25 protein-coding genes and 1 other RNA gene are annotated in these 25,246 nt (G+C 58.4%); 6 read left to right on the forward strand and 20 right to left on the reverse strand.

Annotated features, from left to right (window positions below):
• Window positions 1–36: 36 nt before the first annotated feature.
• The 3 genes from LF599_RS09165 to LF599_RS09175 are packed head-to-tail and all read left to right on the forward strand — an operon-like array spanning window position 37 to window position 1,534.
• Complete coding sequence (locus LF599_RS09165; protein ID WP_011366959.1) at window positions 37–231, forward strand: hypothetical protein; 195 nt, start codon at window positions 37–39, stop codon at window positions 229–231.
• 33 nt (window positions 232–264) lie between these two features.
• Complete coding sequence (locus LF599_RS09170) at window positions 265–639, forward strand: hypothetical protein (RefSeq protein WP_011366958.1); 375 nt, start codon at window positions 265–267, stop codon at window positions 637–639.
• Window positions 620–1,534: a tyrosine-type recombinase/integrase gene (locus LF599_RS09175; RefSeq protein WP_011366957.1), complete on the forward strand. Its 915-nt coding sequence runs from the start codon at window positions 620–622 to the stop codon at window positions 1,532–1,534. Before LF599_RS09170 ends, LF599_RS09175 begins: the two co-directional genes overlap by 20 nt.
• Before the next feature lie 609 nt (window positions 1,535–2,143).
• On the opposite strand, the gene LF599_RS09180 is transcribed toward LF599_RS09175, so the two are convergent.
• From LF599_RS09180 to LF599_RS09255, 16 genes are all read right to left on the reverse strand, one after another.
• Window positions 2,144–2,632, reverse strand: a complete 489-nt coding sequence (locus LF599_RS09180; protein ID WP_279523065.1) for a hypothetical protein — start codon at window positions 2,630–2,632, stop codon at window positions 2,144–2,146.
• A gap of 110 nt (window positions 2,633–2,742) precedes the next feature.
• A complete protein-coding gene (locus tag LF599_RS09185) occupies window positions 2,743–3,012 on the reverse strand; it encodes a helix-turn-helix domain-containing protein (protein WP_269943730.1) in 270 nt (89 codons plus the stop codon).
• Window positions 3,009–3,758 carry a hypothetical protein gene (locus LF599_RS09190; RefSeq protein WP_279523066.1) on the reverse strand — a complete coding sequence of 250 codons (750 nt, stop codon included), beginning with the start codon at window positions 3,756–3,758 and terminating at the stop codon, window positions 3,009–3,011. Before LF599_RS09190 ends, LF599_RS09185 begins: the two co-directional genes overlap by 4 nt.
• A gap of 478 nt (window positions 3,759–4,236) precedes the next feature.
• Window positions 4,237–7,557, reverse strand: a complete 3,321-nt coding sequence (locus LF599_RS09195; RefSeq protein WP_279523067.1) for a CHC2 zinc finger domain-containing protein — start codon at window positions 7,555–7,557, stop codon at window positions 4,237–4,239.
• Window positions 7,558–7,586: 29 nt separating this feature from the next.
• Complete coding sequence (gene recD2 / locus LF599_RS09200; protein ID WP_450091454.1) at window positions 7,587–9,818, reverse strand: SF1B family DNA helicase RecD2; 2,232 nt, start codon at window positions 9,816–9,818, stop codon at window positions 7,587–7,589.
• On the reverse strand, window positions 9,788–10,249 hold the full coding sequence (locus tag LF599_RS09205) for an ERCC4 domain-containing protein (protein ID WP_279520529.1): 462 nt from the start codon (window positions 10,247–10,249) through the stop codon (window positions 9,788–9,790). Before LF599_RS09205 ends, recD2 begins: the two co-directional genes overlap by 31 nt.
• Window position 10,250: 1 nt before the next feature.
• A complete protein-coding gene (locus LF599_RS09210) occupies window positions 10,251–10,739 on the reverse strand; it encodes a DUF669 domain-containing protein (RefSeq protein WP_269943724.1) in 489 nt (162 codons plus the stop codon).
• Between the two features lie 23 nt (window positions 10,740–10,762).
• Window positions 10,763–11,542 (reverse strand): ATP-binding protein, encoded by a 780-nt coding sequence (locus LF599_RS09215; RefSeq protein ID WP_279520530.1) that lies wholly within the window; start codon window positions 11,540–11,542, stop codon window positions 10,763–10,765.
• Window positions 11,543–11,565: 23 nt separating this feature from the next.
• Entirely contained in the window at window positions 11,566–12,699 is a 1,134-nt protein-coding gene (locus LF599_RS09220) for a PD-(D/E)XK nuclease family protein (protein WP_279520531.1), read from the reverse strand.
• A complete protein-coding gene (locus tag LF599_RS09225) occupies window positions 12,696–13,010 on the reverse strand; it encodes a hypothetical protein (RefSeq protein ID WP_269943721.1) in 315 nt (104 codons plus the stop codon). The genes LF599_RS09220 and LF599_RS09225 overlap by 4 nt, the downstream gene beginning before the upstream one ends.
• A gap of 138 nt (window positions 13,011–13,148) precedes the next feature.
• Window positions 13,149–13,736 (reverse strand): sigma-70 family RNA polymerase sigma factor, encoded by a 588-nt coding sequence (locus LF599_RS09230; protein WP_269943720.1) that lies wholly within the window; start codon window positions 13,734–13,736, stop codon window positions 13,149–13,151.
• A gap of 176 nt (window positions 13,737–13,912) precedes the next feature.
• Entirely contained in the window at window positions 13,913–14,245 is a 333-nt protein-coding gene (locus LF599_RS09235; RefSeq protein ID WP_279520532.1) for a hypothetical protein, read from the reverse strand.
• Window positions 14,246–14,668: 423 nt separating this feature from the next.
• Complete coding sequence (locus tag LF599_RS09240; protein WP_269943718.1) at window positions 14,669–15,091, reverse strand: hypothetical protein; 423 nt, start codon at window positions 15,089–15,091, stop codon at window positions 14,669–14,671.
• Window positions 15,088–16,674 (reverse strand): recombinase family protein, encoded by a 1,587-nt coding sequence (locus LF599_RS09245; RefSeq protein ID WP_279520533.1) that lies wholly within the window; start codon window positions 16,672–16,674, stop codon window positions 15,088–15,090. The genes LF599_RS09240 and LF599_RS09245 overlap by 4 nt, the downstream gene beginning before the upstream one ends.
• Complete coding sequence (locus LF599_RS09250; RefSeq protein ID WP_279520534.1) at window positions 16,667–17,191, reverse strand: DUF2924 domain-containing protein; 525 nt, start codon at window positions 17,189–17,191, stop codon at window positions 16,667–16,669. Before LF599_RS09250 ends, LF599_RS09245 begins: the two co-directional genes overlap by 8 nt.
• 63 nt (window positions 17,192–17,254) lie before the next feature.
• Window positions 17,255–17,476 carry a hypothetical protein gene (locus tag LF599_RS09255; protein ID WP_279520535.1) on the reverse strand — a complete coding sequence of 74 codons (222 nt, stop codon included), beginning with the start codon at window positions 17,474–17,476 and terminating at the stop codon, window positions 17,255–17,257.
• Between the two features lie 303 nt (window positions 17,477–17,779).
• Between LF599_RS09255 and lexA the strand changes: the two genes are divergently transcribed.
• The 3 genes from lexA to LF599_RS09270 are packed head-to-tail and all read left to right on the forward strand — an operon-like array spanning window position 17,780 to window position 20,683.
• Window positions 17,780–18,403 carry a transcriptional repressor LexA gene (gene lexA / locus LF599_RS09260; protein WP_269943715.1) on the forward strand — a complete coding sequence of 208 codons (624 nt, stop codon included), beginning with the start codon at window positions 17,780–17,782 and terminating at the stop codon, window positions 18,401–18,403.
• Between the two features lie 47 nt (window positions 18,404–18,450).
• Complete coding sequence (locus LF599_RS09265; protein ID WP_279520536.1) at window positions 18,451–19,617, forward strand: hypothetical protein; 1,167 nt, start codon at window positions 18,451–18,453, stop codon at window positions 19,615–19,617.
• A complete protein-coding gene (locus LF599_RS09270) occupies window positions 19,610–20,683 on the forward strand; it encodes a hypothetical protein (RefSeq protein WP_279520537.1) in 1,074 nt (357 codons plus the stop codon). The genes LF599_RS09265 and LF599_RS09270 overlap by 8 nt, the downstream gene beginning before the upstream one ends.
• A gap of 366 nt (window positions 20,684–21,049) precedes the next feature.
• Here the strand turns inward: LF599_RS09270 and ssrA are convergent.
• The 4 genes from ssrA to LF599_RS09290 all read right to left on the reverse strand — a co-directional run bounded on the left by ssrA (window position 21,050) and on the right by LF599_RS09290 (window position 25,003).
• Window positions 21,050–21,434: a transfer-messenger RNA gene (gene ssrA / locus LF599_RS09275) on the reverse strand.
• A 519-nt stretch (window positions 21,435–21,953) separates the two neighbouring features.
• The gene (locus LF599_RS09280) at window positions 21,954–23,087 is read right to left on the reverse strand and encodes an ABC transporter permease (RefSeq protein ID WP_279520538.1); all 1,134 of its coding nucleotides are present in this window, start codon (window positions 23,085–23,087) and stop codon (window positions 21,954–21,956) included.
• Window positions 23,084–24,019 carry an ABC transporter ATP-binding protein gene (locus LF599_RS09285; RefSeq protein WP_279520539.1) on the reverse strand — a complete coding sequence of 312 codons (936 nt, stop codon included), beginning with the start codon at window positions 24,017–24,019 and terminating at the stop codon, window positions 23,084–23,086. Before LF599_RS09285 ends, LF599_RS09280 begins: the two co-directional genes overlap by 4 nt.
• 15 nt (window positions 24,020–24,034) lie before the next feature.
• Window positions 24,035–25,003 (reverse strand): HlyD family secretion protein, encoded by a 969-nt coding sequence (locus LF599_RS09290; RefSeq protein WP_279520540.1) that lies wholly within the window; start codon window positions 25,001–25,003, stop codon window positions 24,035–24,037.
• Window positions 25,004–25,246 lie beyond the last annotated feature (243 nt).

The raw sequence follows: 25,246 nt of genomic DNA on the forward strand, positions 1-25,246 counted from the left end.
GTCCCGCATCCACGAAAACGGAACCGGAGGCAGGCCATGACCTACGACAGAAACCGCCAGCAGGCACTCAAGGCGTACCGAGAAAAGCAGGAGAATATCGCCCGGCTGATCGAGGGCATTCGCGGCAAGCTCGAAGCAGACGCGAAGCAGCCGGACATCACCTGGGCGAGCGTCGGCTCCCTCGGTCACGTCGAGGAACTGCTGCGGGAGCTGGACGAGTTCCTGTCCTGAACACACCGGGCCACCGACAAAGGAGACATCGACATGACCGAATGCACCGTGCATCAAGCCGCCGAGGCTTTCATCGGCCACCTGCGGGAATCCGGAAAGAAAGAGCGGACCCTTTACACCTACCGGAAGGACCTCGATGTAGTGGAGGTCTTCTTTGGGGCGGATCGCCAGCTCACCGAGATCCGGCTTCCCCAGGTCGGCAAGTTCTACAAGTCGGATCTGCTGCTCAAACTCCCCGACGGCAAGGAGCGGGCTGAACGCACCGTCGCCAAGACCGTCCGGGTGTTCCGCATGATGATGGTATGGGCCAGGGAATCGGGGCGCATCGAGGAGCTGCCGCTGCCCAAGAGCACACCCATGGGTCACAGCAGGGTGAAGGAGTCCAGCGATGAGCAACCGAACGGCTGACCTCGACCTGACGGGCGCGACAGAGGCGTTCTGTGCCCGCCTGTCGGCCGAAGGACGCTCCCCGGCGACCATAGCCGCATACCGCCGGGACCTTGCCCTGGTGGCCCGCGTTGCCGATGAGCTGGCCCCGGGCATCATCTGCCGGGCGATCACGGCCGGGCTCCTCGACCGGGCGTTCTCCGCCGGGGCGGTCACCGAGAGCGGGCGCGGCCCACGCTCGGCGGCCTCGCTCCATCGGATGAAGGCGGCGGTGCGGGCCTTTTTCGCCTGGGCCTCCGAGGCTGGCGTGGTCGATGACAATCCGGCCCGGTCCATCCGCATGCATCGGCTGCCGAGAAAGCTGCCGGTGTTCCTGACCACCGCCGAAAAGAAACGACTGCTCAAGGAACTCAAGGGACGGACCGACTTCTCCGCTCTGCGCGACCGCGCCATGATCGAGGTGCTGCTGGGCACCGGGATCAGGCTTGGCGAGCTGGCCGCGCTCGACATGGATGACATCGACCTCGACGCCAAACATCTGCGGGTGCGGGCCAAGGGGAATGTACCGCAGGTCAAGTTCATCAAGACCGACCTCCGCACATTGCTGCGCCGTTACCTGGCCGAGCGCCGCCGACATGGCCGTCCGGAAATGGAAGCCCTGTTCCTGTCGAACCGGGACGGCAGACTCTGCCAGCGGCAGATTGCCAACCGGCTCGCCCACTGGCTGCGGAAGGCCGGGATCGAAAAGGAACTGACGCCGCACGGGCTGCGGCATACCTTCGCCACCCACCTCTACGGCGCGACCAATGACCTGCTCGTGGTGCAGCGGGCCTTGGGGCATCGGGACGTGTCCACCACCCAGATCTACACCCACCTCGTGGACGGCCAGCTCGAGGAAGCCCTCGAACGCCTCTGATCCTTCCGGACCCGACGATGGGAGCGGCCTCGGCTGCTCCTGTTTTCGTTGGGGAAGACAGTATCGAAGACAGTGAATGACAGTGCCCGCAGAAGAACACATCCGCCGATGATGAATGATCATGACGATGGTTCTCGGCCTCCCGGGCGGAGCGGGAAATATCGATTGACCGGAATTTCTCCTTTTCTGTCTGTCGGCCGCACATCGCTATAACTGCTTGGCTTGTGCGCTCCGGGCGCGGAACACACATGGCAATATCTGCTTGGCTTATGTGGGGGCCGCTGCCGAAAAAATGGCTGTTTGCGGGGCCTGGCCGGTTCTGCCTGGGGCTCGACATGCCCATATTTACTTGGGTTGTGTGAGAGAGCCCCGGCGTGAACATGCCAATATCTGCTTGGCTTATGCGGCTCGGCTTATGCGCACACATGCCAATCGGGTATCGAGAGCTGCAGGAAGAAATAGAGGAGTGGAAATGATGATCGGCGGCCGAAGAATGCCGATTCCGAAAGTGCAAGGAACACGTCTTATCTGACATTCCCTCAGACAGAAACGCCGTAAACCCGCGTCCCTGGCGGTCTCTTTTCCGGGTCGCTCCGGTGTTATCCGACATCATTTCCGCGTTTTCCTTCTCTTGGCCGACTTCCCGGCCGGTTTCTTTTGCGACTCGGCCAGTTTTTCCAGCAGGGCGGTGGCCCACTCAGCGGGTGTGGTTTCCGGTCCCCTGGAGGCTTCGCCCTCGCGGGCGATCTTGGTGGCCTTCAGATCCTTGAGATGGCAGCGGATCATCCGGTCGAGTTTTTCGGAAGCGTCCATGTCCCCGTTGATCTGTGCCCTCACGAGCTTCACGGAGTAGACCGCCACCAGCTCGACCTGGAGGAAGTCGCTGGATTTGTTGAATTCGAAATCATTCCAGAGCCGCTGAATGATCTCCCTGAAAAGCTCCCGTTCCTCGTCGTTGAGGCACTGGTTGGCCCAGATGCCGTGGGTCATGGGGTTGAGGTTGTTTTCTGGGGCACCGGTACGCTTGGGCGGTTTGGCTGTTCCCTCGGCACGATGCCAGCGGTCCAGGTGCTGCTTGTCTTTTTCGTTCAATCCCACAGTCGGCTCCGGATATATGTTCAAAACAGAGATTCTTGTGTCCCCATCTCGGGGTTCGGGGCGGGAGGCGGATTTCGCCCCATATCGCGTCCTCGCGGACCGCCCCCTGGTTACCTACCGGAGGCCGCTTCAACGTGTCGGTTTTCGATCTCCTTCCGGTGTGCAGCGAGGATCTGATTGACCCGTCGTGTGGTGACTCCGGCCAGCTGGGCTATCTCCTTGGTGTTGACGCCCTGTTCATGCAGGGCAATGACGAGTTGGCGACGTTCCTGGTAGAAGCGGCTTGGGCAGGGAATCCAGAGCACACCGGTATGATATTTCTGGACCTTCTTGAGCAGTTCCTTGGGCAGGATCTTTCCCGCGTTGGCGTATCTCTTCATTTGTCGGTCTCCACCTTCTTGAGCCATGGCTGCGGGACGTCCGGGTTGTAGAACCGCAGGGTGCTGGGCCGCTGTGTTCCCGCGCCATGGATGATTTCAATGAATCGGTCCGTAACCGCTCCGATTTCCCGGTCTCCGTCGACAAAGCAGACCAGTCCGTAATCCTGGCCGCAGGGAAATCGAAACCGGCCCTGGTTCTGGTACAGCCGGGCCTCACGCCATCCCTTGGCCATGGCCTCCTCGCGGATGGCGTCCACTTTGGCAACGGCCCGGGAAGTCACCGGCTGCTTACACTTCCAGGCTTCTTCCGCGGGATAAATCCAGTCCTTTTTCTGATGCTTGGCGGGCGCTTCATACGTTTTCGGATTCAGGCTGCGAACAGACTTCTGCAGGGCCTTGTCGCCGAGCTCCTGAATCGCCAGTTCTTGTACGCGGTTGAACCGTTCCCGCAGGAGGTTCCAGGTTCTGTCTGGCAGTTTCCCGGCCTGATGGGCGTTGCGGGCCGCGACCATCCTGGAACGAAGCCAAGCGAAGTATTCGGGATCGAGCTGGCGGAATACTTTCCCGTCGTATTCAATGTCGCGATCCTTGGCTTCCACCTGGTCGAATTTCCGGAACTCCAGGTCGGTCGCCACGAAAAGGATGCGGGTAGGAACGGGAACTTCTTTGGTTTGCTCGACGGGATTCTGGACGGGCAACTCATCCTCTTTGCCGAGGTGAGTCATCATCGTTCGTAACAGGCTCATACGCACCTCTCCGGAAGTTGGGATTTACCGTTCTTCCCGTTACCTACCGGAGAGCCTGCCTGAACGTCGGGCTGCCGAATGTGCCGAAAGGTCTTTCGGCGCTCCGAGACTTTCGGCACCACCTTTCGGCGCAGCAGGCAGCCTTTTATCTCCTTTTATTACAATAAGTTATAGATAGATGTAGATAGATATGCCGAAAGCGCCGAAAGGTTACGGGTATGTTTCCACGTGTGGAGCCATTTTTTCCTACACAGCGCGTTCGAACCTGATGAGTGAAAAAAAATATCAAATATGGGGTGAGACCTCTGAAACCTTTCGGCACTTTCGGCGCTTGGCCTTAAATCCAGTATTGACAAGCAGTTACAGCGCCGAAAGTACTTTCATGCCGCCGAAAGGTAGCTTTCGGCAAAGACTACATCGGGCACAAAAAAAGCCCGAAGGCGTGAGCCAACGGGCCTGATATGAGCTGATTGTTGTTTCAGTCCGCTTGTATCGTGTAGAGCTTCGTGCCGTTCCTGTTTTTCGTGATGTGGACTTCGAATCCCGCCTCGCGCAAGGTCTCCAGGTCGTTTGCGAATCGCTGGGCGAACTGCCGGGATGAATCCATGTCGAACCGCAGGCCAAAATCGCGAGCGATGCGTTTCAGCGCCACGAAGAGGTCGCGGGAAAGGACGTTCTCGAGCCTTCCCTCATCGCTGAAGATGACCTGGTAACGCTGGACGAATTCCTGCACGTGATTTTCTTTCCTGTCGCTGTATGCCAGGTCCCGGTCCGCCTCGACGGCGTTGCGCCATGCCTTGAACAGCGTGGCCAGAGCCGTGGCGGTGTGATTTGAATCCCGGGCCGTTTCCCGGCTGGTCCGGTTTATGGCTTCTATCTGTTCGGTGAAGGACGGGACCAGGCGTTTCATCCCCGCCTCGATCTCTTCGGTGGGCGACCCGGCCAGGAGCATGAGATACATCAGGCTCAGGTACTCGTTGCACCGGCGCTTGTCGTGATTCCCAAGGGTCTCGTGCAGCAGTTTCATCGTCCGCGTCCGCAAACCGGCGCGCATCATGGCCAGGACTTCCCTGGTTCTCTTCATGATGGCCGAGATGATCAGGTCCCGGTGTTTCTGGATTGCGGCGATGATTTCGGACTCGATAAAGCAGTCGTTCCCCTGGTTGGCGATATCGAAGTTGATGACAAAGGTCCGAGACTGGATTTCCGAGAGTTCTCCCAAAAGAGGTTCAATGCCGGTGGTGTTGAGCAGGCATTTCGTGCGCTCGGTGACGGTCTCGCTGTCGGTGCCGCTCTTGCGCTTCTCCTTGGCGATGCCGGTGATACTGGTCAACATGAAGGTCGTCAGTTCTTCGGTCATCTGGCGGGCTTCGATATTGTCCAGCACGATGAGCGGATTCTGCGAGCCATCGGTGTAGTTGGCCGCGTCGGTGGCCTTCTTGTGCTGCGGCTCCCCGTAAAGCAGGGCCGAAATCAGCTTGCTGGCCGTGGTCTTGCCCGAGCCGGCCGGACCTTCGAAGCGGGTCATGGGGCGTGTCCCGGTGAAATCGAGCAGCAGGAAACAGGAAAGCCAGGAGAGGATGAGAAAGCGGTCGCCCTTGGGGCAGGTGATGTTGCCGACCAGCAGTTCCACCAGCTTGCGGTCGGCTTCCTCCGGATCGGCGTCGTCCAGGTACTTGATCGGCTTCATTTTCCGCGAGCCGTCGAGGATAATGCCGTCGGGGTTGCCGCCGTTTTTCATGATCTCGATAGCGTCCGGTGTGATCTTGGCTATCTCGTGCTCGGCGTTGTTGAGGTTGAAATAGACCGTGTAGTTCGAGACATCGGTGTGGAGCCAGGAGAAGTGATCCCGCACCTGTCCGCGGATGATGGCCAGGCTCGGCAGCACCTCGAAAAACGTCCGGCCGCCGCCCGATGTCGGCACCAGCCCGGTGTGTTTATAGAGCATGGCCGCGTACTGGCGCTTGCGGCCTCGGTCCGGGGAGTCCATCCAGTAGATGGCGTTGTCAAAATACATGAACGGTTCGCCCTGCCGGGTGTGAAAGAACTGAGCGCCGTTGGCGGTGAACCAGTCATAGGCGGCCTCGGCGGCCTGGGTGTAGTCCGGAGCACCGTTTTCCAGCTCGGTGTCTATGAGGATTTCCTCAATCCTGGCGCGGCAGGAACCGGATGGTGCGTTCGACCGCCGTTTCTCCCGCTTTTTCTCCTGTTTGGCCTGGGCGCGTTGGTCTTTCTGGATCGCCCGGACCTGGTCGCGTAGGGTGGCGAGGGACAGACCGGATTTGCCGAAGTGTTCCTGTATGAGTTTCAAGTGCCGGGTCTGCTCCAGGGGCGACAGTTGCGCCACCTCGCGCAGCACCGGTTCCAGTAAGCGGTTCCTCTCTTCCTCGGACACGTCCGCGGGCAGCCGCGAGATCCCGAACTCAAGCGGCATCTTCGCCTCGGCGATGAGGCCTTCGAAATCCTCAGCGGTGTGCCCGGCGGCGAAGTAGTCGTTGACATCGATCTTGGCCGCGGCCAGAAGTTCTTCCGCTTCCCTGACTTCTTTTTCCGGTCGTCCGGTAAAACGCTGGGTGAGCTCCCGCGGACCCACCGCCGCGTCCAGGCCGAAGCGCTCCTTGAGCTCCTTGCGGGCGTTTTCCCGACGCTCGTCGAGGGGAAGGACCACCAGCCTGGTTTGAATCTTGTGTCCGGCGAGGACGGACGCGGTTTTGAGCGCACCGTGCAGTCCGGCTTCGGATATCTCGTTGTCCTGGCAGATATAGACGGTCTTGACGCTGCGCAGGCGAGGCAGCAGCCGTTCCCAGTCGGCCTCCCGGATATGGACCGTGACCGGCGACACCGCTGCAAACCCGTGTTCCATCAGAGAGATGCAATCGGTGACGCCTTCGGTGATGATCAACCGCTCCGGGTTGGCGAGCAGACAATCCTCGTTGAAGAGATACCCGTTGTTGACACAGGGGGCGATGTGTTTTTTGAAAGCGTCGTTATGGACCGGGAGCTTCTTGTACTTGCTATGCTCCCAGTTGGTATCGGGCGTCCACGGCGTTTTGCGTCCGATCATGAAGACCACGCGGCCGCGGCTCCAGTAAGGGAAAACGATCCGTCCTTTAAAGAAAGGGATAAGGCCGTCCTGGCCGGTCGGGACAAACGCTCCCGTGGCGGCGAGCTCTCGCAGACTGAAGCCGTGTTCCTTGCCGGTCAGCGTGGCGATGACGCCTTGACGATTTTCCGCGCCGGGACCATTGTCCGCGTAACCGATCAGCAGTTCCTCGATGGTCTCGTCTTTGATCCCGTACTTGGAGCGAAGCCACTGAAGCGCCTCCGGTGATTCCTTGAGGCGGCGGTGATAGAATTTTGCTGTCTCGGTCAAGACCGCTTGAACGCGGAGTTCCAACATCCGCGCCGATTCGGCCTCGGCCATTTGCTCCGGCGACAACCCGTAGCTGGACAACGGGGGAAGCCCGGCCTTGGCGGCCAGGAAATCACGAGCCTGCTGGTGGCTCTCCGGCATGGGGCCGGACTGGCCCCGCGTTACGACTCCGAAACGGACGAACTCCACCAACTGCAGCACATCGCCGCCCACGCCGCACCCGAAGCAGTACCATCCCTGCTTGTCCAGCATGACATGCAGCGACCGGTGGGATTGGCTCTTGTGGTTGGGGCAATCGCACTGAAGAAGGCGGGGGGACTCCTGCACGATCCTGCCGGCCAGAAGTTCTCTCGCCACGAGGCCGATGTCGACCTCGGTAACCAGGCGATAATACTCCTTAACGTTGTTCGGCTGTTCCGATGCCATGCCGGTTCCGCTCCCATTGATATCCACGCCTACAACTCGACCGAATTCGCCGAAGCGCGTGACGGTTCCACGGGAGGATGGGCAAGAAGCAACGAGAGAAATGTCTTTCTTTCATCCTGCCGGCGCTTTCGGGCGCAGTTCTGCATTCCCCAGCGATCCCCGATGATGACCGCCGTTTTCCTGGCCCTGGTCACACCGGTGTACAGGAGGTTGCGGTGATGCATGAACGAGTGGGCCTTGTGGACCACCACTATGGCGCACGGAAACTCAGATCCCTGGGCCTTGTGTATCGTGAGCGCGTAAGCCAACTGCAGGTCCTGCAAATTCGGTGAGCCCGATTCAATATCTACCGGCACTCCGTCGAATTCGATGGTCATCGATCCATCCCGGCCTATGTGCGTCACCTTGCCCATCGCGCCGTTCATCACGCCGAGTTCATAATTGTTGCGGGTCTGAATGACCTTGTCGTGGACGAGGAACTTCGGTCTGCGTCCCGGCTTCGGAACCGGTGCCTCGACGCCCCACAGCTTCTTCTGGATCAGCCTCTGAAGCTCGGCGTTGAGCGCCCTGGTGCCGAGTGGGCCCTTGTGCGTCGGTGTCAGGACCTGGACGTCGTCCCGGAGGTGAAATCTCAGCCGCTCATCGAGCACGTTCTCGAACAGTTCGAGCAGGAATCTTTGCGCGTCGGATTGGTCGGTGAATTGATCGACCACATACCACGCCCGGCGACCGGAATCTTCCGGGTCACTGGTCTTGCGGATCTCGCCGCCCAGCACGGCTATGCTGTTTTCCTTGAGCACGCCCGCCTGACGAACGACCGTGTCCAACAGCACCATGGGGACGGCCCGTGACTGTGTGAGGTCGCGAAGCAGGCTCCCGGGCCCCACCGGGGGCAGCTGGTTATGGTCCCCCACGAGAACCACCGCGGTACGCTCCAGGTCGATGGTCCTGAACAGGTGCCAGGCCAGCGGAATGTCGACCATCGACACTTCGTCGATGATGATGACATCGGCATCGATGGGATCTTCCGGGCCCCGCACATAGTTCTTGCCGTTGAAACCCAGGAGACGGTGAATGGTGCTCGCGGAATGCCCGACGACTTGCTCGAGCCGCTTGGCGGCCTTTCCGGTCGGCGCGGCCAAGACCACTCGCAGGTCGTGTTCCTCGAATATGTCCGTGACGGCTGAAACGGTGAAGGTCTTGCCGCTGCCCGCGCCGCCCGAAATGAGCGAGATGGAATTCTTCAGGACGGTCAGAACGGCGGCCCGTTGCCCCTCGTTTAGCTGCGGCGCGACGTGTGAGATCAGCGTTTGCAGGTCGTCCTCACCGTCGAAGTGGGGATTCGCCCGCTTTCCGTTTGCGAGAGTCGCCGCCAGGTCCTCTTCCATTCGGCGAATCTCGGGTTTCGCCACAAGGAACCGTCCGCCCCAGGATGTACACGAGAGCGAGCCATCCTCTATAAGGGCGTCCAGCGACTTTTCGATCCGCTCACGGCTGTCGAGAACATCCATGACAAGCAACGTGTTGGCCCGGTCCACCAACTCCTCGTACTCGACCCAGCAGTCGCCGTCATTGAGAGACTCCTCCACGCAATGGAGCAACCCGGCCCGGATGCGCGTACCGTGCTCCTTGGGCGTGCCCATCTTTCGGGCGATCTTGTCCACCCGTTTGAATCCGAAGCCGCGCACCTCCCGGACGATGATGTACGGGTCGGCTTTGAGCAGGCCGAGGACGTTGTTGCCGAGTTTCTTGACGAGGCTTGTCACCTGGTGGTGGGTCAGACCGAAAGCGGCCAGCCAGGTGATCGCCCTGTTGACCTCCCTGGTCTTCCGCCACTCGTCACGCAGCCTTTCGACCGCCGCCAGCGGAAGTCTCGCCGCTTCGGATACGGTTTCCGGTTGTTCAATGAGCACCCGGTCGAAATCCCCTCCGAAGCGTTCGGCGATGAGTCGCGCCTTGACCGGCCCGATGCCCTTGATCTCCGGATGATTGGCCAAGTAGTGGGCGAGTCCTTCCGTATCCAGCTCGAGGTCGTATTCCATGGCTTCGACATCAAACTGGCGTCCGTACTTGGGGTGTGTGATCCAGCGGCCGCGGAGGACGACCTGCTCGTGCTCACGCACAAACAGCCGGCCCGCGAATTGGATCTTTTCGCCGGAGGGCGTTACCAGCCTGCCCGCGGAAAAGCGCGGACCGGCATAGAACACCGCTTCGACGCGACCGCGGACAGTTACTGGAGCTTGGGTTGTTTTTCTTCGCATCGTCTCGAAACCTTCCGGTGAAATCGCAGTAAAAATTCCTCCACAAACCGGCAGGCGACCTGCCGGTCGGAGCAAAAGAAGACCGGAATTTGGAAGTCGACGACGATGGAAAGGACGGTTCCAAGGACCGCGTTCGGATGGGCTCCTGATCGATAATGCCCGTTCAGGACATCACGCAGATCGGATTCGACCACGACGCACGCGGCTTCGCACTCTTCAAGGCGCTGCAGCTCCCTGTAAAACCGCTTCCTGTTGCGGATGACGGTGGAGACGAAATCCTCGAGGGTCTTTCGCTCCACCGCCACGGAGTCTTCGAGTCCTTCAATCGAGTAATCTCCGGCGGGAAGTGCTCGGCGGACCACCTCGCACCGGGGATCGAAGGCGTAGGGCTCCTGTTCCCGCGTATCGACGACGACGGTAATCCGGTCCACGTTAGAACGGAGCCAGGGCGTCTTTGGCCGCGGTGTCGTACTCGTCGCCGCCGTCTTCGAGCACAATGCGCTTGTTGAGGTACACGTTTTCGTTTTCGCCCCGCGTGCGTTTGGTGACCTCCAGCTTGATGTTGATCAGCTTCTCGAGGTTGGCCGGAAGATCCGAGATCTTCTCAAGGCTCAACCCGCATGTGTGCAGGTCGGTCTTGAGCCACTTGATATTCTCTCGGGTGGCCATGACGTTGTTGCGCCAGAGCAGGCGTCCCCGGAACCGGGGCGCGATGATGCGCAGGGTCCACTTGAGCATCGGATTGCCCGAGGTCTGGGCGCGTGTCAGCTCCACCCGCTCGACGTTGACCTGGTACTTGCCGTCGGGGATCGGCTCGAAATCGCGCTCTTCGACTTCCGCTTCGGCGAAATCATCGTCGAACTGCGTGAGATCGATGTCGTCCTGACCGTAGTCGTAGTTTCCGTAGTTTTCGTTTTCCATGGTTCTATCCTCCAATCAGGGGTTTATTTCCCGGCGGAAGCAGGCACCTTGCTCTGCTTATCCCCGGAGCCGACTTGAGACCGCGAGGCACTCGCCTTGTGCGCGGTCGCCGGCGCGTTGAACACTTCAATGAACTTGTTGAAATCGAGATCGATGGTCTCGGGAAGGCGTCCGGTGCGGTCGCCGGCCTCGTAGTTGGGACTCGGTTTCGTCCGCATCACACGGCGGTACGTGGGATTGCCGTCCTCGTCCTTCGTTACCTCGAGGTCGCAGAAGAGAATGAGATCGACCATGCCGAGCACGATCTTCCGCGCCTTGTCGGGCAGGGTCGGAACGATGCGGGTATGTTTGCCCGTGCGGGTTTCGATCTCCTTTTCCTGGGAGTGCGAAACGAGAAAGAGGCCGTAGAACATGAAGGCCAGCTTGGTCAGGACGCGGTGGAATTCGTTGTTGATCAGCGCCCAGCCCTTGCCGTAACCGAGATCGGATTCATGCTCGATCTTGAATTTCTTGCAGATGTAATCGCTGCACATCCGGTAGGCGTTGTCGACGGTGTCGATGATGATGGTCTTGAATGGATGCTTGCCTTCGGCGATCTCGCCGCAGGCGGCAAGCAACTCGTCCCAACTGCTCACCGGAACCTGGAAGACATCCAGGGCGTTGAGTCCGGGTTCGGTCGCCAGGAACAGCGCGCCGTCGGACTTTGAACACCAGGTTGATTTGCCGATCTTGCTGCGGCCATAAACCAGCACCGTGAGATCGGCCAGGTCTTGTTTGGGTGGGGTTTTCTTCGTCGGTAACATGTTCATCTCCTTTTCTTTGGTCCTCAGAATGCCGGGGCCTCTTCGATGTGCGAGCCGCACAGGCAATCTTGCGGTTCGCCACCGGTCCCGGCTTGCCGTGGCGGATTGTGTCGGCCACAACAGGCGTTTGCGCGGCGAGCACAATTCGCCTGCGGTGGCTCACCGCCCCCGTCCCGCAGCTCTTCATGCGGGGGGACTTTGTGGTACAGGTTCTCGATGACGTTGGGACTGCCGCCGGAGCGACACAGCGGGAAGTAGGCGCAAGGCCGGTGGTAGTGGAAACAGAAGGCGGTGTTGCGGTAGAAGACACCGCGCCTCCGCGCGTCCAGGAAAGCCTGGGTCAGTTCCCAGAGCTCCGCCTGCAGAGCGGCGAACTGGTCGCGGGAGATGTAGAGGGTCTCCCGGTGAAACATGCCGGGCTCGGCATATTTGGCGGCCAGCCGCTCCTGGAACGCTTCATCTGATTCAGGGAGTTTGCGCTTGGCCGAACTCTTGCCGGTCTTTGACTTGGCGGCAAGACGCCGGCGGCGTTCCTCGAACTCCGCTTCCGTCTCGCCGCGGCCCTGCTGAAGTCGGGCTTTGACCAGGATATTGTAAAGAATGCCCGCGATGCGGAGCCCCAGCGTCCGCTCCACATACCAGGCGTAAAGAATGATCTGGAAGTCGGTCCACAACCGTTCCAGGTAATCGGCGTCGATCTGCGAGGCGGTCTTGTGCTCCAGCAGGAAGAACTCGTCGCCGATCTGGACAATGCCGTCGACTTTCCCCGCCAGGACGAAGCTCCGGGATGAAGCTCCCGTGGCAGGGTTGACGATCTTTCCCTTAAAGGTCTTCTCCAGCGCGACGACCTCAAACTCCTCGGTGGGGTAGCGCGCGGCGTAACCCTTCATCATGGCCGTGGCCAGATGCCAATCGCGCAGCTCGCGCTCGTCCTGGGCCTGGTTGGGACACGCCCGGTCGATGTGGTCCAGTACCCGCTTCAGTTCCCGGTCCCGATGCCAGATCTCCAGGCATTCATGGATCAGGGAGCCGAAGCTGAGATTGTGGTCGCGCTCCAGCGGCACGAGCTCATGCAGATAGCGCCAATCGCAGGCCTTCCGGCAGTTGCGGAAGAGACTCCACATCGAGTAGGTGGTCAGCATAGGCCCGCTCATCATGCCGCCCCCGTTGCCTGGAGTTTTCTTTCCTGCTCACCACTCTGGCCCAGACGTTCGACCCTGAAGGCCTCCTCGCCGAACTCACGAGTAATGAAGCCGGTGAAGATGCGGGCGATGTGGCGGCCCACTTCGGTGCCGGCGTCGACAACGCAGGTCCGTTTCTTCTCTTCCAGGCAGAAGGATGCGTCCAGCCGAACAAGGGAGCGCCCATGCAGACTCTCAGTCGCAAGCACCGCCAGGAGCAGCGACTCCTCCACGTCCCTGAACGGGACTCCGGCGGTGAAGTTGTATCTGTAAATTTCTCGGTTCATGACTTTGCCTCCGTTCCCTTCGATTGCTGTTTACAGAAGGGGCGCGCCCGGGTCCGATGCCGGGAAGCCTTGTTGCGCTTCCTCCGGACATCCGACCCGTTCAATACCTACCGGAGCAGGGCGAAGAGCGTCGGACGATTACAGGTAGTCCTTCAGGCCCGCGTCCTCGAAGATGGCGCGAAGCTTCTTGATGGACTCGTAGATCGTGCCCCGCGGGATGCCCGTGTCGCGGGAGATCTCCGTGACGCTCTCGGTTTGGAGCCGCTTGCACAGTTCACGGAGTTCGGGCGGCAGCGTCTGAACGGCGCTTCGGAGATCAATGGACAGATGCCGCAACTCGGACATGGGGCGGGAGAGCTTGCCGGTGCGTCGCAGGTAGTCTTCCTGGTCGATGGTCTCCATCCGCTCTATGGACCTGCCTTCTTCGTCCTCCAGGCGGTCGTTCAAAGAGCAGGAGCAGAGACGGTAATCCCGCATCCCGGCTTTCTGTGCCTCGATGATCGTGGCGACCTTGTGCTCGACAATCCGAGCGATGAACGTGTTGCGCCCGGCGCGTTTCGGATCGAACTTCGGCAGGCGGCGGAGCAGGTCGAGCACCATTTCCTGCTCCAGATCTTCGCGGTCGGACTCGGTAAACCCGACCCGTCCGACCAGTTGCCTTGCCTTGTACTTGATGAGCTGAACTGCATAGTCGTCGATTCCCTGATAGCGATTTTCGTAACCCATTTGAGCCTCCTCGAGGCCGAGGAGGAGCTCGTGTGGGTGCCGACATTCGCCGGGACGGCCGCGTTACCTGTGCCTTGCGGAGGAGCTGCGAGTTCGCCGGTTCTGGCGACACCCACAACGACCTCCGCTCTGCGGCCAGTCTGTTGTCTGGTGACCTTGTTTTGTGGCTCGGGACTTTACACCCGAACCGTCTCTTTCAAACTCATGCGGAAGGGGAGCCCGTGCTTGATTTCCAGGCTCAGCACCGTTCCGTTCCCCAGGCGGTCGAGCTGCGCGAAAAGCTCAACGGCCTGGGACTTCAAGGCGAAGTCTTCGACCGTCATCTCTCGCCTCGGGCCGTTTTCTCCGCCGAACTTGATTTCACGAACCACTTGCGGGGGCGGATCGAAGTCCGGTTCGCCGTCGCGCACGGCCAGTTCCTCGATCCGCCCGAAGTTGATCCCCTGCATCAGTTCAAGCAGGCGTCTCCGTTGGGGAGACAGCGACGCCTTCGTTGCCACGTTGTTCATTCCGAACCTCCTTTCGCGCCTCGCGGCGCACAAAAAAGCCCCTGGGAGGCAGGTCCGGCGAAGGGTCCTCCCAGGGGCACTCGCCCGGTTTCCCGGACGATGTTCTTACGGGGTGAAGGTCTCGCCGAACCTGTCACCCTTCTTTGGCGAAATTTCGTTCGAGGCTCGGATTGGTGTGGCCTGAAGAATGGAGCGGAAGGAGAAATGCTTGAAAAAGCGGTGGATTGGCGGAATCAGAGAGGAGAAATTTTTCTTAACTTTTTTTGCCGCCCCTCAGTGAAATTTCGCTGACCTCACCGATTACCGGACAATTCGGCAGGACAGCCGAAGGGTGCGAGCCAGGGACGGCGAGCATCAAACGGGCATAAAAAAAGCCGCCCGCGAAGGTCGGCCCCTGTGTCGGCTGCGGTATGTGGTTTACGTTCAGTCGGTGGTGAACCCGAACATGGCCCGCTGCTCCTCCCAGTCCACCGGGAAGGTTCTGGTCAGCTTGGCCAGCGACAGGCCGGCCGGCTGCTCGCCGTTCAGGATCGCTTCGATGATGTCGGGGGCGAGCGTGGTCAATTTCAGAATGCGGGCCACGTAGGAGTTGTCCACATCCAGGTTCGTCGCAAGTTCACTGATGGACTTGACCTCTCCGCTCTCGATCACCTCCGCCCAGGAGAACGCCCGGGCCAGTGCCTGCACGATGGCGGTCTGCACCGTTCCCGGGCTGTCGGAAACATCTCCGTCAAGCGCCTTGGGAACGATGATGACCTTCCGGCCGCGCATCCGGCGGATCAACATCGGAATATGGATATGCAGATTGCCCGTCTCGGTAACAGTGATGGTGGGTTGCTTGCTCATTTACCATTCCTCCGTTCCCTGACTTCACACGCCAGTCCGGTCAGCTCGGTGATGAGGGTGGTCAAGCCGTTGGTTTTGAGCTCCATATCGATGCCGGTTTCCCTGATTTCCACTTTCTCGACCAGCAGTCGCACAAGCCGGTTACGTTCCAGGGGAAACAGGTCTTCCCAGAAGGTTTCGATGCTCTCGAAGGCTTCCGATACATCCCGTTCGGTCACATGATTACCCTCGAACACCCGCAGCCTGGCCGACACGTTTGCCAGATGTCGGGTCAGGGTCACCGCGCGCTGGTTGACCTTTGCCAGTTTTTCTTCCCGGTCAGGCTCGTTGTTGCCGGGTGACATCAGTTCAAGCGCCCGCTTGCGGACCGCAGCGAGGTTTTCTTCAAGTTGCTCTTTCTGTTTCACTAATCTTTCCCGCTCCGCTTCTTCCATCTCCTTGGCCGCGAAGTAGGTTTTTGCCACCAGCGTCGGGGTTCGGAATACAGCGCCCAGCTGTTCCAGCACAGCCTTCTCGATGTCTCCGGCCGGGACCCGCTTCAGCGGACATCGGCTGACAGCCCGCTTGGCATCCTTCTCACAGATGTAATAGGTATAGCGCCGCTCACCCTTTTGGGTGTAGGTGGGGCCCATCGAACAGTCACAATGGCCACAGCGAATCACCCCCTGCAGGGGGGAGATCATCTTGGTCTTTGCTTTGCTGAGCTTGGCCCTGGTGTTTTCCGAAAGAATCGACTGGACTTTCTCCCACAACTCCTTGTCGACGATGGCCTGGTGCTCTCCGGGATAGCTTTCACCCTTGTGGACCACCTCGCCGATGTATATGCGGTTGCCCAGCAAGCGGTAAATGTGGCCGGTGTTCCATTCGGTCCCTTCCCGATGTTTCCCTTTCTTCGTGACCCACGACTTGGTTTTGTATCCCTGCTCATTGAGTTCCCGCGCCAGCTTTCTGGCCGATGCCAGTTGCGTGAATCGCCGGAAGATGTGTTGCACCAGCGGCGCTTCATCCGGATTGACCAGCAGTTTCTTGTTCTCCCGGTCGACATCGTATCCGAGTATGGCCGGGCCGCCGCAGTATTTGCCCCGCCGTTTCGCCGCTGCCACCTTGTCCCGGATTCGTTCGGCGATGACCTCCCGCTCGTATTGCGCGAAGGTTATCAGGATGCCGAGAAACATCCGGCCGGTCGGGTCGGTGGTGTTGAAATGTTCGGTAACCGAGACGAAATTGACACCCTTCTTATTGAACAACTCTATCATGTTCATGAAGTCGAGCAACGAACGTGAAAGGCGGTCGATCTTGTAAACCACGATCACATCCACTTTCCCCGCGTCCACGTCGGCCAAAAGACGCAGCAAGGCCGGACGCTCCATGTTGCCGCCCGAGAATCCACCGTCGTCGTAGCGGTCGACCAGGGCCCGCCAGCCCAGCATTCGTTGGCTTTCGATATACGACTCGGCAGCCTCCCGCTGGGCATCCAGCGAGTTGAATTCCTGTTCCAATCCTTCCTCGTGACTTTTCCGGGTATAGATGGCACAGCGCAGCGGCTTCTTCCTGGTGGAGGTCATGTTGACGTTATCAGGCATTCTTGCCACCTCCGTTCTTTTTTCCGTAGGTCTTCTTCAGGCCGAAAAAGACCTTGCCGTTCCAACGGGTGCCGGTAATTTCCCGAGCCACCGCGCTGAGTGATCGAAAGATCCGGCCGTCGTATTCAAAGCCTTTTTCCCGGGCGACGACCTCATATCGACGGTCATTCCAGACCCTCACGAACCTTGTACCCGGCAGGATGTTTTCATTGGACTTGCGCTCCTCGGGCACCTTGCGCTCGACCGTCGCCACGGGATCATCCTGGGCGATTTGCCGTAGACGCGTCTTGGCGCTCTCGGACAGGCCACCGTAAAAGAGCTCCTGAATACGATAGGCGAGGCGTTTGACGAGGAACTGTTTCTTGTACCGGGGCGGGTCGCTGCCATAAAGGTCGAGCCACTTCTCGCGAAGTTGCTCCAGCGTCATATTCTGTAACGTCGCCAGTTGCCGCAGGACGGAATTCCGGGTCCGTCCGCCGTTCTTCCCGTTGCGGGTTTGTTTTTGTAACTCATTCATACACAACTCCTTATCATGCGTTCCGGACGCGTTTGTCATGAATGAATGCTTAAGTTCCTGCAACTAATCAAGTCCTTCTCCGGCAGTTCCGGAAGATTCTTCGATATCCTCCATACGCCAGCTGGAAGCGGCTTTGCGGACTTTCGAACGCAGCACAGCAACCGCCAGGATCGAGGCGATTGCCCCCAGTCTCTTTTCCGGGGAAAGGAGTTCGGACTCGGGAAATACATCCGCTTCAAGCGGGTCGGGATCGGTTGTTTCAAGAGCAAAATCGGCATCCAACATCGTGACCTCCGGCTTGCGTGACCGGGTCGGTCGGTGTGGATGCCGGGAAACTCGCCGGACGGTTGGGATGCGGGTTCACTGGCACCCACAACCGCCTAAGCTCTGCTTCCGGTCAGTTGTCTGGTTTCTAACTCTCAAGTCCGGGCGAAATGCCCGGCCCTGTCGATGGTTACATACCGAAGGCGTTCCCCGACTGTCGGAAGGGTTTTTCCATAAGACTTCTTGACCTGACGGATATCAGGTCGTATATTATAGTTTTATTCGGCCCGATGGGGCTTTTCGTTTTTGGTAAATGTGGGAGCCATGGGCAGAAGCAAAACAGACGAGATTACACCACTGCAGCGGGAGACCCTGGACGAGATATGCCGCCATATCGACGCCAAGGGGTACCCGCCGACAGTGAAGGAATTGAGCGAGACCTTCGGGATCAGCCATTCGAGCGTGCATGAACGTATCAACCAGCTGGTCCGCAAGGGATATCTGAAACGTGAAGGCCGCAAGGCTCGCGGGCTGACCGTGGCCAAGCGGCCGGAAGACATGGCGGCCGCCCTCGTGGCGGTGCCCGTTATCGGTACGGTCGCTGCGGGACAACCCATCCTGGCGGAAGAAAACATCATTGGGGAAGTACTGGTTGAGGCATCCACGGTCAGGTCAGGAGAGTATTTTGCTCTCCACGCTTCCGGCGACAGTATGATCGGAGCGGGGATAAACGATGGCGACCTGATCATCGTGCGACGTCAGCCGCTGGCGGAAACCGGAGATATCGTCGTGGCTCTTCTGAATGACGAGGCCACTGTGAAACGATTGAGAATCGAGAATGAGCGTATCGAGCTCGTCCCGGAGAATCCGAGACACGCGCCGATTACGCTTCGTCCGGAGGATGACCTCCGGATATTGGGTAAGGTTGTGGGTTGGAAACGAACATGAGAGTAGCCCATGAAAGGAAACTGACGAACGGAAAGTAGGAGGAAAAAATGGCAACTTTTAATCTACGCCGCTTTTCGAAGCCGGAAATGCTCCGGAGGATCGACCGGGAGCACCTCATTGCATTTCTTGAACCGCATGCCGACTATTTTTCGGCTCGCGGCGTGGAGTTGCCATCGTTGAACACCGAGGACGAGCTGGATTACAACGCTCTGAGCGAGGTCCTGCTCAACCCGAGCACTTCCACGCCGGAGGACTTGGCCGAAGCGCTGTATTACGTGAACGAGATGTCAACCCCGGAAGGCTTCGACTCCATCCAGGACGCGATTGACGGGACCGAGATCGACGTTGTCATCGACAAGGACGCCGCCCGCGCCGATCTGGCCATTCAGGTGTGGATGAAGGACCGCGATCTCATTGAACGTCTTCATGCCGAACAGTTTCTCTTCCGTCCCCGTTCGTTCGAGTATTTCAGGGCCACAAACGGTTCCATCCCCGAGTTCGAAGATCCTTCAGAAGAGACAATCCACGCCCTGGAGGCCGAACTTGACGAGTGGTTCTCCAAGAAGCGGCGGGGCCGGGCGTCAAAGGTGTTTGTGTATGTGAAGCCCGACTTTGTCTGGTTCCTGGTTCGCCACGGAGAACCCTTCACCCGCGAGAGCATCATCAAGGACGGGGAATCGTCGAGTGTCTACTATCGCCCCGAGAAATACGATGTCCTCGTTTACAACCCTGAGACCGGGGAAATCCGCATGAACGCCCGATCCAAGGGCGAGAAGGAACTCTACCGCACCAAGTTCGGCCAACATTTCTTTGGTGACAGCGAGTTCTTCAACGGCAAGAGCAAGTTCACCCTCGAGCCGCTGCGGGAGGTCGGCGAGGATTCCCTCCTGTGCGACGACATTGACGGGCTGGAGTGGGTGAGGCTCAAAGAGTTCCAGATCTTCCGTGGCGGTTCTCAGAAGGAAGTGGAGATCCGCAAAGCCGAGGATATCTTCGCATCCTTGCGCGAGCGTGAACGGTCATTCCCCAACAGCGGTCCTATTATCAAGGCCAGCTTCCTGATCAAATTCACCGACTCCAAGACCGCTCGAACGGTCACCATAAGCTCCGGCAACAGGGCCGGGTTCAAGCGTGATGACGATGCTGACATCCTTGAAACCTGGATGACCAGGCGCGGGTTCATCATCGCGGATGCAGAGAACGGCGATGAGTGAATACGCGATCTGGAAATACCTGGAAGACTTACCCGGCCAAGCCGCTCCTCTGGTCGAGTGGAATCAGCACCTTGACGGGTGGCCGGGATTTCAGGGGTTTCACGGACGCTACCTCAAACTGACCCGCGATCACGCAACGGCTGTGGATTGCCCGACGGAATGTGGCCTGGGGTGCCCGCGCAAAGTCGTAACGCACTCTCGCAACGACATCGTGGCCGTGTGCCCTGAGCAGGAGGAAAAACCATACCCCCTCAAGCGGCAGGACATTCTCATCTATTCGGTGAACAGAGCTTCCCTGCACAAAGACATCTGTTCGGCGTTGGGGATCGAGCATCGCGAAAGCAAGGTCGACGCATGCCGGCGAACGTGGCGTCTGGGTGACTTTGTGCCCACGGCCGGGCTGGTCTTTCCCGTATTCCTGACTCAACAGGAAAATCCGGACGAGTTGCTTGAGGTCGTAAAGAACATTTGTCTGCTCCATGGCGATCCCTTCGTACTCTTGGCTCCGACGCGGCGACGGGTGTCCCCTCCAGTTGAACAGATCCTGGCGCAGCGCAACGCCATCTTCCTGGCACTGGATGAAGAGATGCCGTTCGACGAGCAGGGCTGCCTCCAGGTACGTCGGACTCCCGACGAGCTGTTCGCACCGCTCCACGAAAAAGTCCCGGAGCCTGGTTCCGGTGGCATGGTGCATTTCCCAACGCCGGCTGGAACCCGTTGGTCCGATATCAAGATTCAGTTCCGGGATGGATTCACAGTCACAGTCTGGGCTGGCGAAGAGTCTGGGCGATACAATTACACCCAGATGGGCATGGCCAACAAACGGAATGGAGAAGCGACAAAGCAGTGGACGCTCCTCCTGGACTTTGCTGAAAACCGCGGGGAGATTGATAAAAACAGCCGCAAAGAGACCCCGTATCATTTCTTGAAAAAACGAAAGCAGGAACTGTCGAGATGCCTGCGGGAATTTTTCCGCCTTGACGAGGACCCCATCGAATGGGTCAAGGGAGAAAAATGCTACCGCTGCCGGTTCCGTATCCTGCCCGAGAGCGCCGACGATTATTGATATTCCCCGCCGGGAAATCCGCATTAATCCCATTTCTCAAATCCTGCGAGGGACTTTTGGTTCGAAAATTCGGGTGTTTTTTCATACCACAGGACGTGTTTCCATAACTCCCAAACTGGCTGGTCGGCTCAAATCCTTAATATATCAGGGATTGCCCCACCGGACGAGCTTCGGACTTCGTCCAGAGAAAACAGAGAATCAGGGGGCAAACAGAGAATGAAAGACTGGAGAATGGTAGAAATGAGGCGGGTGGAGAGGGGGCGGGCGTCGATGTGAAAATCGCTCAAACCCTTTGAAAACAAGGGGAAATAGAAAACCCGTCGTCCCGGAGAATAACCCCGGAGAGACGGGTTGTCTTTTTTCAAATGGTGGAGGCGGGGAGAGTCGAACTCCCGTCCGAGAACGATCCGCGAAAGCGTCTACAGGTTTAGGTCCGGAATGAAGTTTCGCCAGTCGGGTTGCTCCGGGCCAGACGGCCGACTGACTAGTCCCTTAAAGAGTTTCGCATCAAGGGCAAGGAACGAACGCTTGATGCTAGCCCTATGGTTTGACGATTCAGCCCGCTTATAAGGCGTCGGCGAGTGAATCGTGACAAGCTATGTTGTCAGGTGCAACTCTGCAATTAAGCAGCCATTGCGTATTCGTAATTGTCGTTGGCAATTATCTTTGTGGTCGATTTTAACGAGGCCATCGACCAACCTCGACCTGCAGCTTCGGCTTCAACTATCCCCGTCGAAACCAGTGCGCCCCCATGTCAAAGAACTATTCGGACAAGATCTATATAAGTTCTTTCCCCTGTTTGGCAACCAAAACCGGCGTTTTCCTTTTTTTCGTGGATATCTGAACTTTTAAAATAATACGCAATATTATCAATTGGATGAGAAAAGTCTAGAAAAAGTCTAGATATAATCTAAATTTCTAGTGACCCGAAATTGTCTAGTCTTACGGTGCAAGACGCATCGTTTGTGTGTGTTTTTAGGTGGCTTGATAGCGGATTTTGCGCATGTTGTGCATTGACTCGGGCTATGCGCATAAAGGCGACTGAATTGAGAGGAGGAGAGTGGGACGGGCGGCATCATCCGAATAGGTCCGGATGCCTGTGTCGAGGTTTGGAAGACGAATTGATGGGGTCGGCAACCGTTTGGACAAAGGGTTCATGAAGAGTCTTGTCACTATGATGGTGAGTCTGGAACGAAACTTGGTGGAATGACTTGGCATGAGAGGCCGGGGATGTTGTGTGCGTCCTATGTGGCGCGCACGACCCGCGTGGCTAATCCAAGGTCCGGCGGTAGCGCTTGAGGCCGATGGCGACGATTACAAGCCAGAAAAGGAGAATGGGCCAAACATGGATCATGGACTCCTCCCATCCGTTGCCTTTGAGCAGAATGCCTCGAATGAGGCGCAGATAGTGGGTCAGGGGAAGAACAGAACCGATCCACTGCGCCCATTGGGGCATACCGCGAAATGGAAACATGAAGCCGGACAGGAGCAGAGAGGGCATGAAGAAAAATATAGAGACCTGAACCGCCTGCAACTGATTCCGCACCGCAGTGGAGATGGTGACGCCCACGGACAGGTTCGCGCCGATGAAGATCAGGGACAGGGCGAAGACCAGGGGTATGCTTCCATGCATGGGCACGCCGAACAGGAGATTTGCGGTAGTGATGATGAGAGTTATCTGGATGTAGCCGACGAAAATATAAGGGATAATTTTACCAAGCATGACTTCAAGAGGGCGGACGGGCGTGGCGAGCAGATGTTCCATGGTGCCTCGTTCCGACTCTCGGGTGATGGCCAGGGAGGTAATCATGACCAAGGTCAGGGTCAGGATGACGCCCATAAGGCCGGGTACGATAGTGTATTGCGTCTCGACTTCTGGGTTGTAGTCGTAATGAACGCGAATATCTACCGGCGGTTGGTTCTGGTTTAGGGCGAGAGCCGGGCCGGTCAGGTCCTTGGCAAGGGCGCGGCGCACGATCTCGGGGAACGCGCTGCCTGCATTGCCGGTGGCCATGGGGTCCGTGGCGTCGGCTTCTAGGAGCAGCACGGGGCGGTCTCCCCGAAGCAGGTCTCGGGCGAACTGCTCGGGAATGGTCAGGACGAACTGCACTGTTCCTTCGTTCAATAGTTGTTCGGCCTCGGACCGGGTTGCAGGGTGCTTAGTGATATCGAAAAAGGTGCTGGCCTGCATTCCGGCCACAATGGATCGGGAATACGATGAATTGTCGCCGCTGAGTATGGCGGTTGGCAGATGCCTGGGATCGGAATTGATGGCATATCCAAAGAGAATAAGTTGGAAAAGCGGAATGCCGATAAGCATGGCAAAGGTCAGCCGGTCCCTGCGCATCTGCACGAATTCCTTGGCGATCATGGCCCCAAAACGCTTGAAGGAGAAGGAACTCATTTGAGCGCCCCCTTACTTTGTTGCGTGAGGTCGATGAAGACTTCTTCCAGGCTTGTCTCGATCTTGGACCACGCATAGGGGCCGCCGCGGAACGGTTCGATGTTTCGTTCAAGCTTTTCGGCGTCTCGCCCGCTGACATGCAGCGTATTGCCGAAGGCCACCACTTGCTCCACGCCGGGGAGCGGCTTGAGTTGTTCAGCCAGGGTGTGAAGCGGGGAGCCGCTGTCTTTTGAGCTTACGGCCCAGGTTGTGAGTTTCGCGTCCCGGATCATTTCTTCCAATGTGCCCCTGGCCAGAAGTTTGCCGTAGGCGATGTAGGCCAGCCTGTGGCAGCGTTCCGCCTCGTCCATATAGTGGGTGCTGATGAGGGCGGTGATGCCTTCGGCGGCAAAGGCATGAACTTGGTCCCAGAAATCACGCCGCGCGCCGGGGTCAACTCCCGCAGTGGGTTCGTCGAGCAGGAGAAGTCTCGGGGAATGCAAGGTGGCCACGCCGAGGGAAAGACGTTGTTTCCAGCCGCCGGACAGATTTCCAGCCAATTGCTTTTCGAAGGGGCCGAGCCCCATGCGCTCTATGCATTCGGTTGTCCTTTTCGCGGGAGCGGGGAGTTCGAAGATGCGGGCCGTAAATGCAATATTTTCCCGGACGGTCAAATCCTCATATAAACTGAACTGTTGGGTCATGTAGCCAACATGCGGTTTGATCTTGGCTGACTCGGTGATGACGTCGAAGCCGAGACAGGTGCCGGAACCGGCGTTAGGTTTGAGAAGTCCGCAGAGCATACGGATGGAAGTGGTTTTGCCCGAGCCGTTGGGGCCAAGAAATCCGTAGATTTCGCCTTTGCGAATCTGCATGTCCAAACCGTCCACCACGGTCTTGGGACCGAATGATTTGGTCAGTCCCTGGACGTCGATGATGATGTCGGAAGCCATGGCTGGGCGGCGGGGTCAGGGGGCAAGGCCTGGCACAGTGACGTCCACAGGCTGCCCGGGGTGGAGCTTGGCCGCGTCTTTGGGGGACGGGGCGGCTTTGAGTTGGAAGACCAGCTTGGCCCGGCTTTGGCTGGAATAGATGACCGGGGGCGTATATTCGGCGGACGGAGAAATATAGGAGACGGTAGCTTCCACTGGGGACGCTGCCCCGTCAAAATTGACATTGACCTGCTGGCCGATTTGCAGCTTGCTCACCACGGTTTCCGGCACATAGAAGCGCACTTCAATGTTTTTGGGCGGCAGTAGGGAGACCACGGGTTGTCCGGCGGGTATCCATTCGCCTTCCCGGAACAGGGTGTCGAACACAAATCCGTCGGCCGGGGCGGTCGTTTGCTTCTGGTCTAGGTTCCATTGGGCCTGATCGAGTTGAGCCCGGGCCTGGCGGACTTCGGATTCGGCTGCCAGAATGAGATCGCTACGCGCACCCAGGCGGGCGGTTCGCAGTTCTGATTCTATTTCACTTACGAGTTGCTGTTTTTGTTCGTAATCGCTTTCGGCCCGGTCCAGCTCCTCCTGGGAGATGGTTTCCGCGGCCACGAGCTTGACGCGGCGTTCATATTCGATCTTGGCCAGGGAAACGGAAGACTTGGCTTTTTGCAGCCGCGCCTGGATGGAGGCTATCTCCGAAGGCCGTTGGCCCTTGCGGAGGTTGGCGAGATTGTCCTGTGCGCGTTGCAGCCCGTGCGTCGCTTCGTCCACGGCAGCTTGTTCGTAATCGCGCTCCAGAGCAAACAGGGGAGCTCCTGCGGCCACGATTTGGCCTCGTTTTACGGCCAACTGCTGAAGGGTGCCGCCCAAGGCGGCGGCTACATGCACGTACTCGCCTTCCACATACCCCTGGAAGACGTTGCCGGGTTCACGGGAGCACGCCGCTAAAAAAAGCAGGGCGAGGAATATCTGTATGAAACGTGTCGTGTTCAGCATGATGCACCGATTTCTTTGGAATATTTCTACCCTTGTTTTGAAAAGAAAACAATATGGCTCGGTGTATTGGAGCAAACGTGAGATTCGATTCACTCCGTATGTCGGAAATTCGGGCCATACTCTGGAGGGAATCATGTGTTTTCCCGTTCTGCCAAGAATGTGCGGCGGAACGGGAAAACATGAGGCATATGTTGTGAAGAGAAGAAAAAAGTAAAGCCCATGTATTGCTACATGGGCTTTGAG

Source organism: Pseudodesulfovibrio thermohalotolerans (assembly GCF_021353295.2).
GTDB classification, from domain to species: Bacteria; Desulfobacterota; Desulfovibrionia; order Desulfovibrionales; family Desulfovibrionaceae; genus Pseudodesulfovibrio; species Pseudodesulfovibrio thermohalotolerans.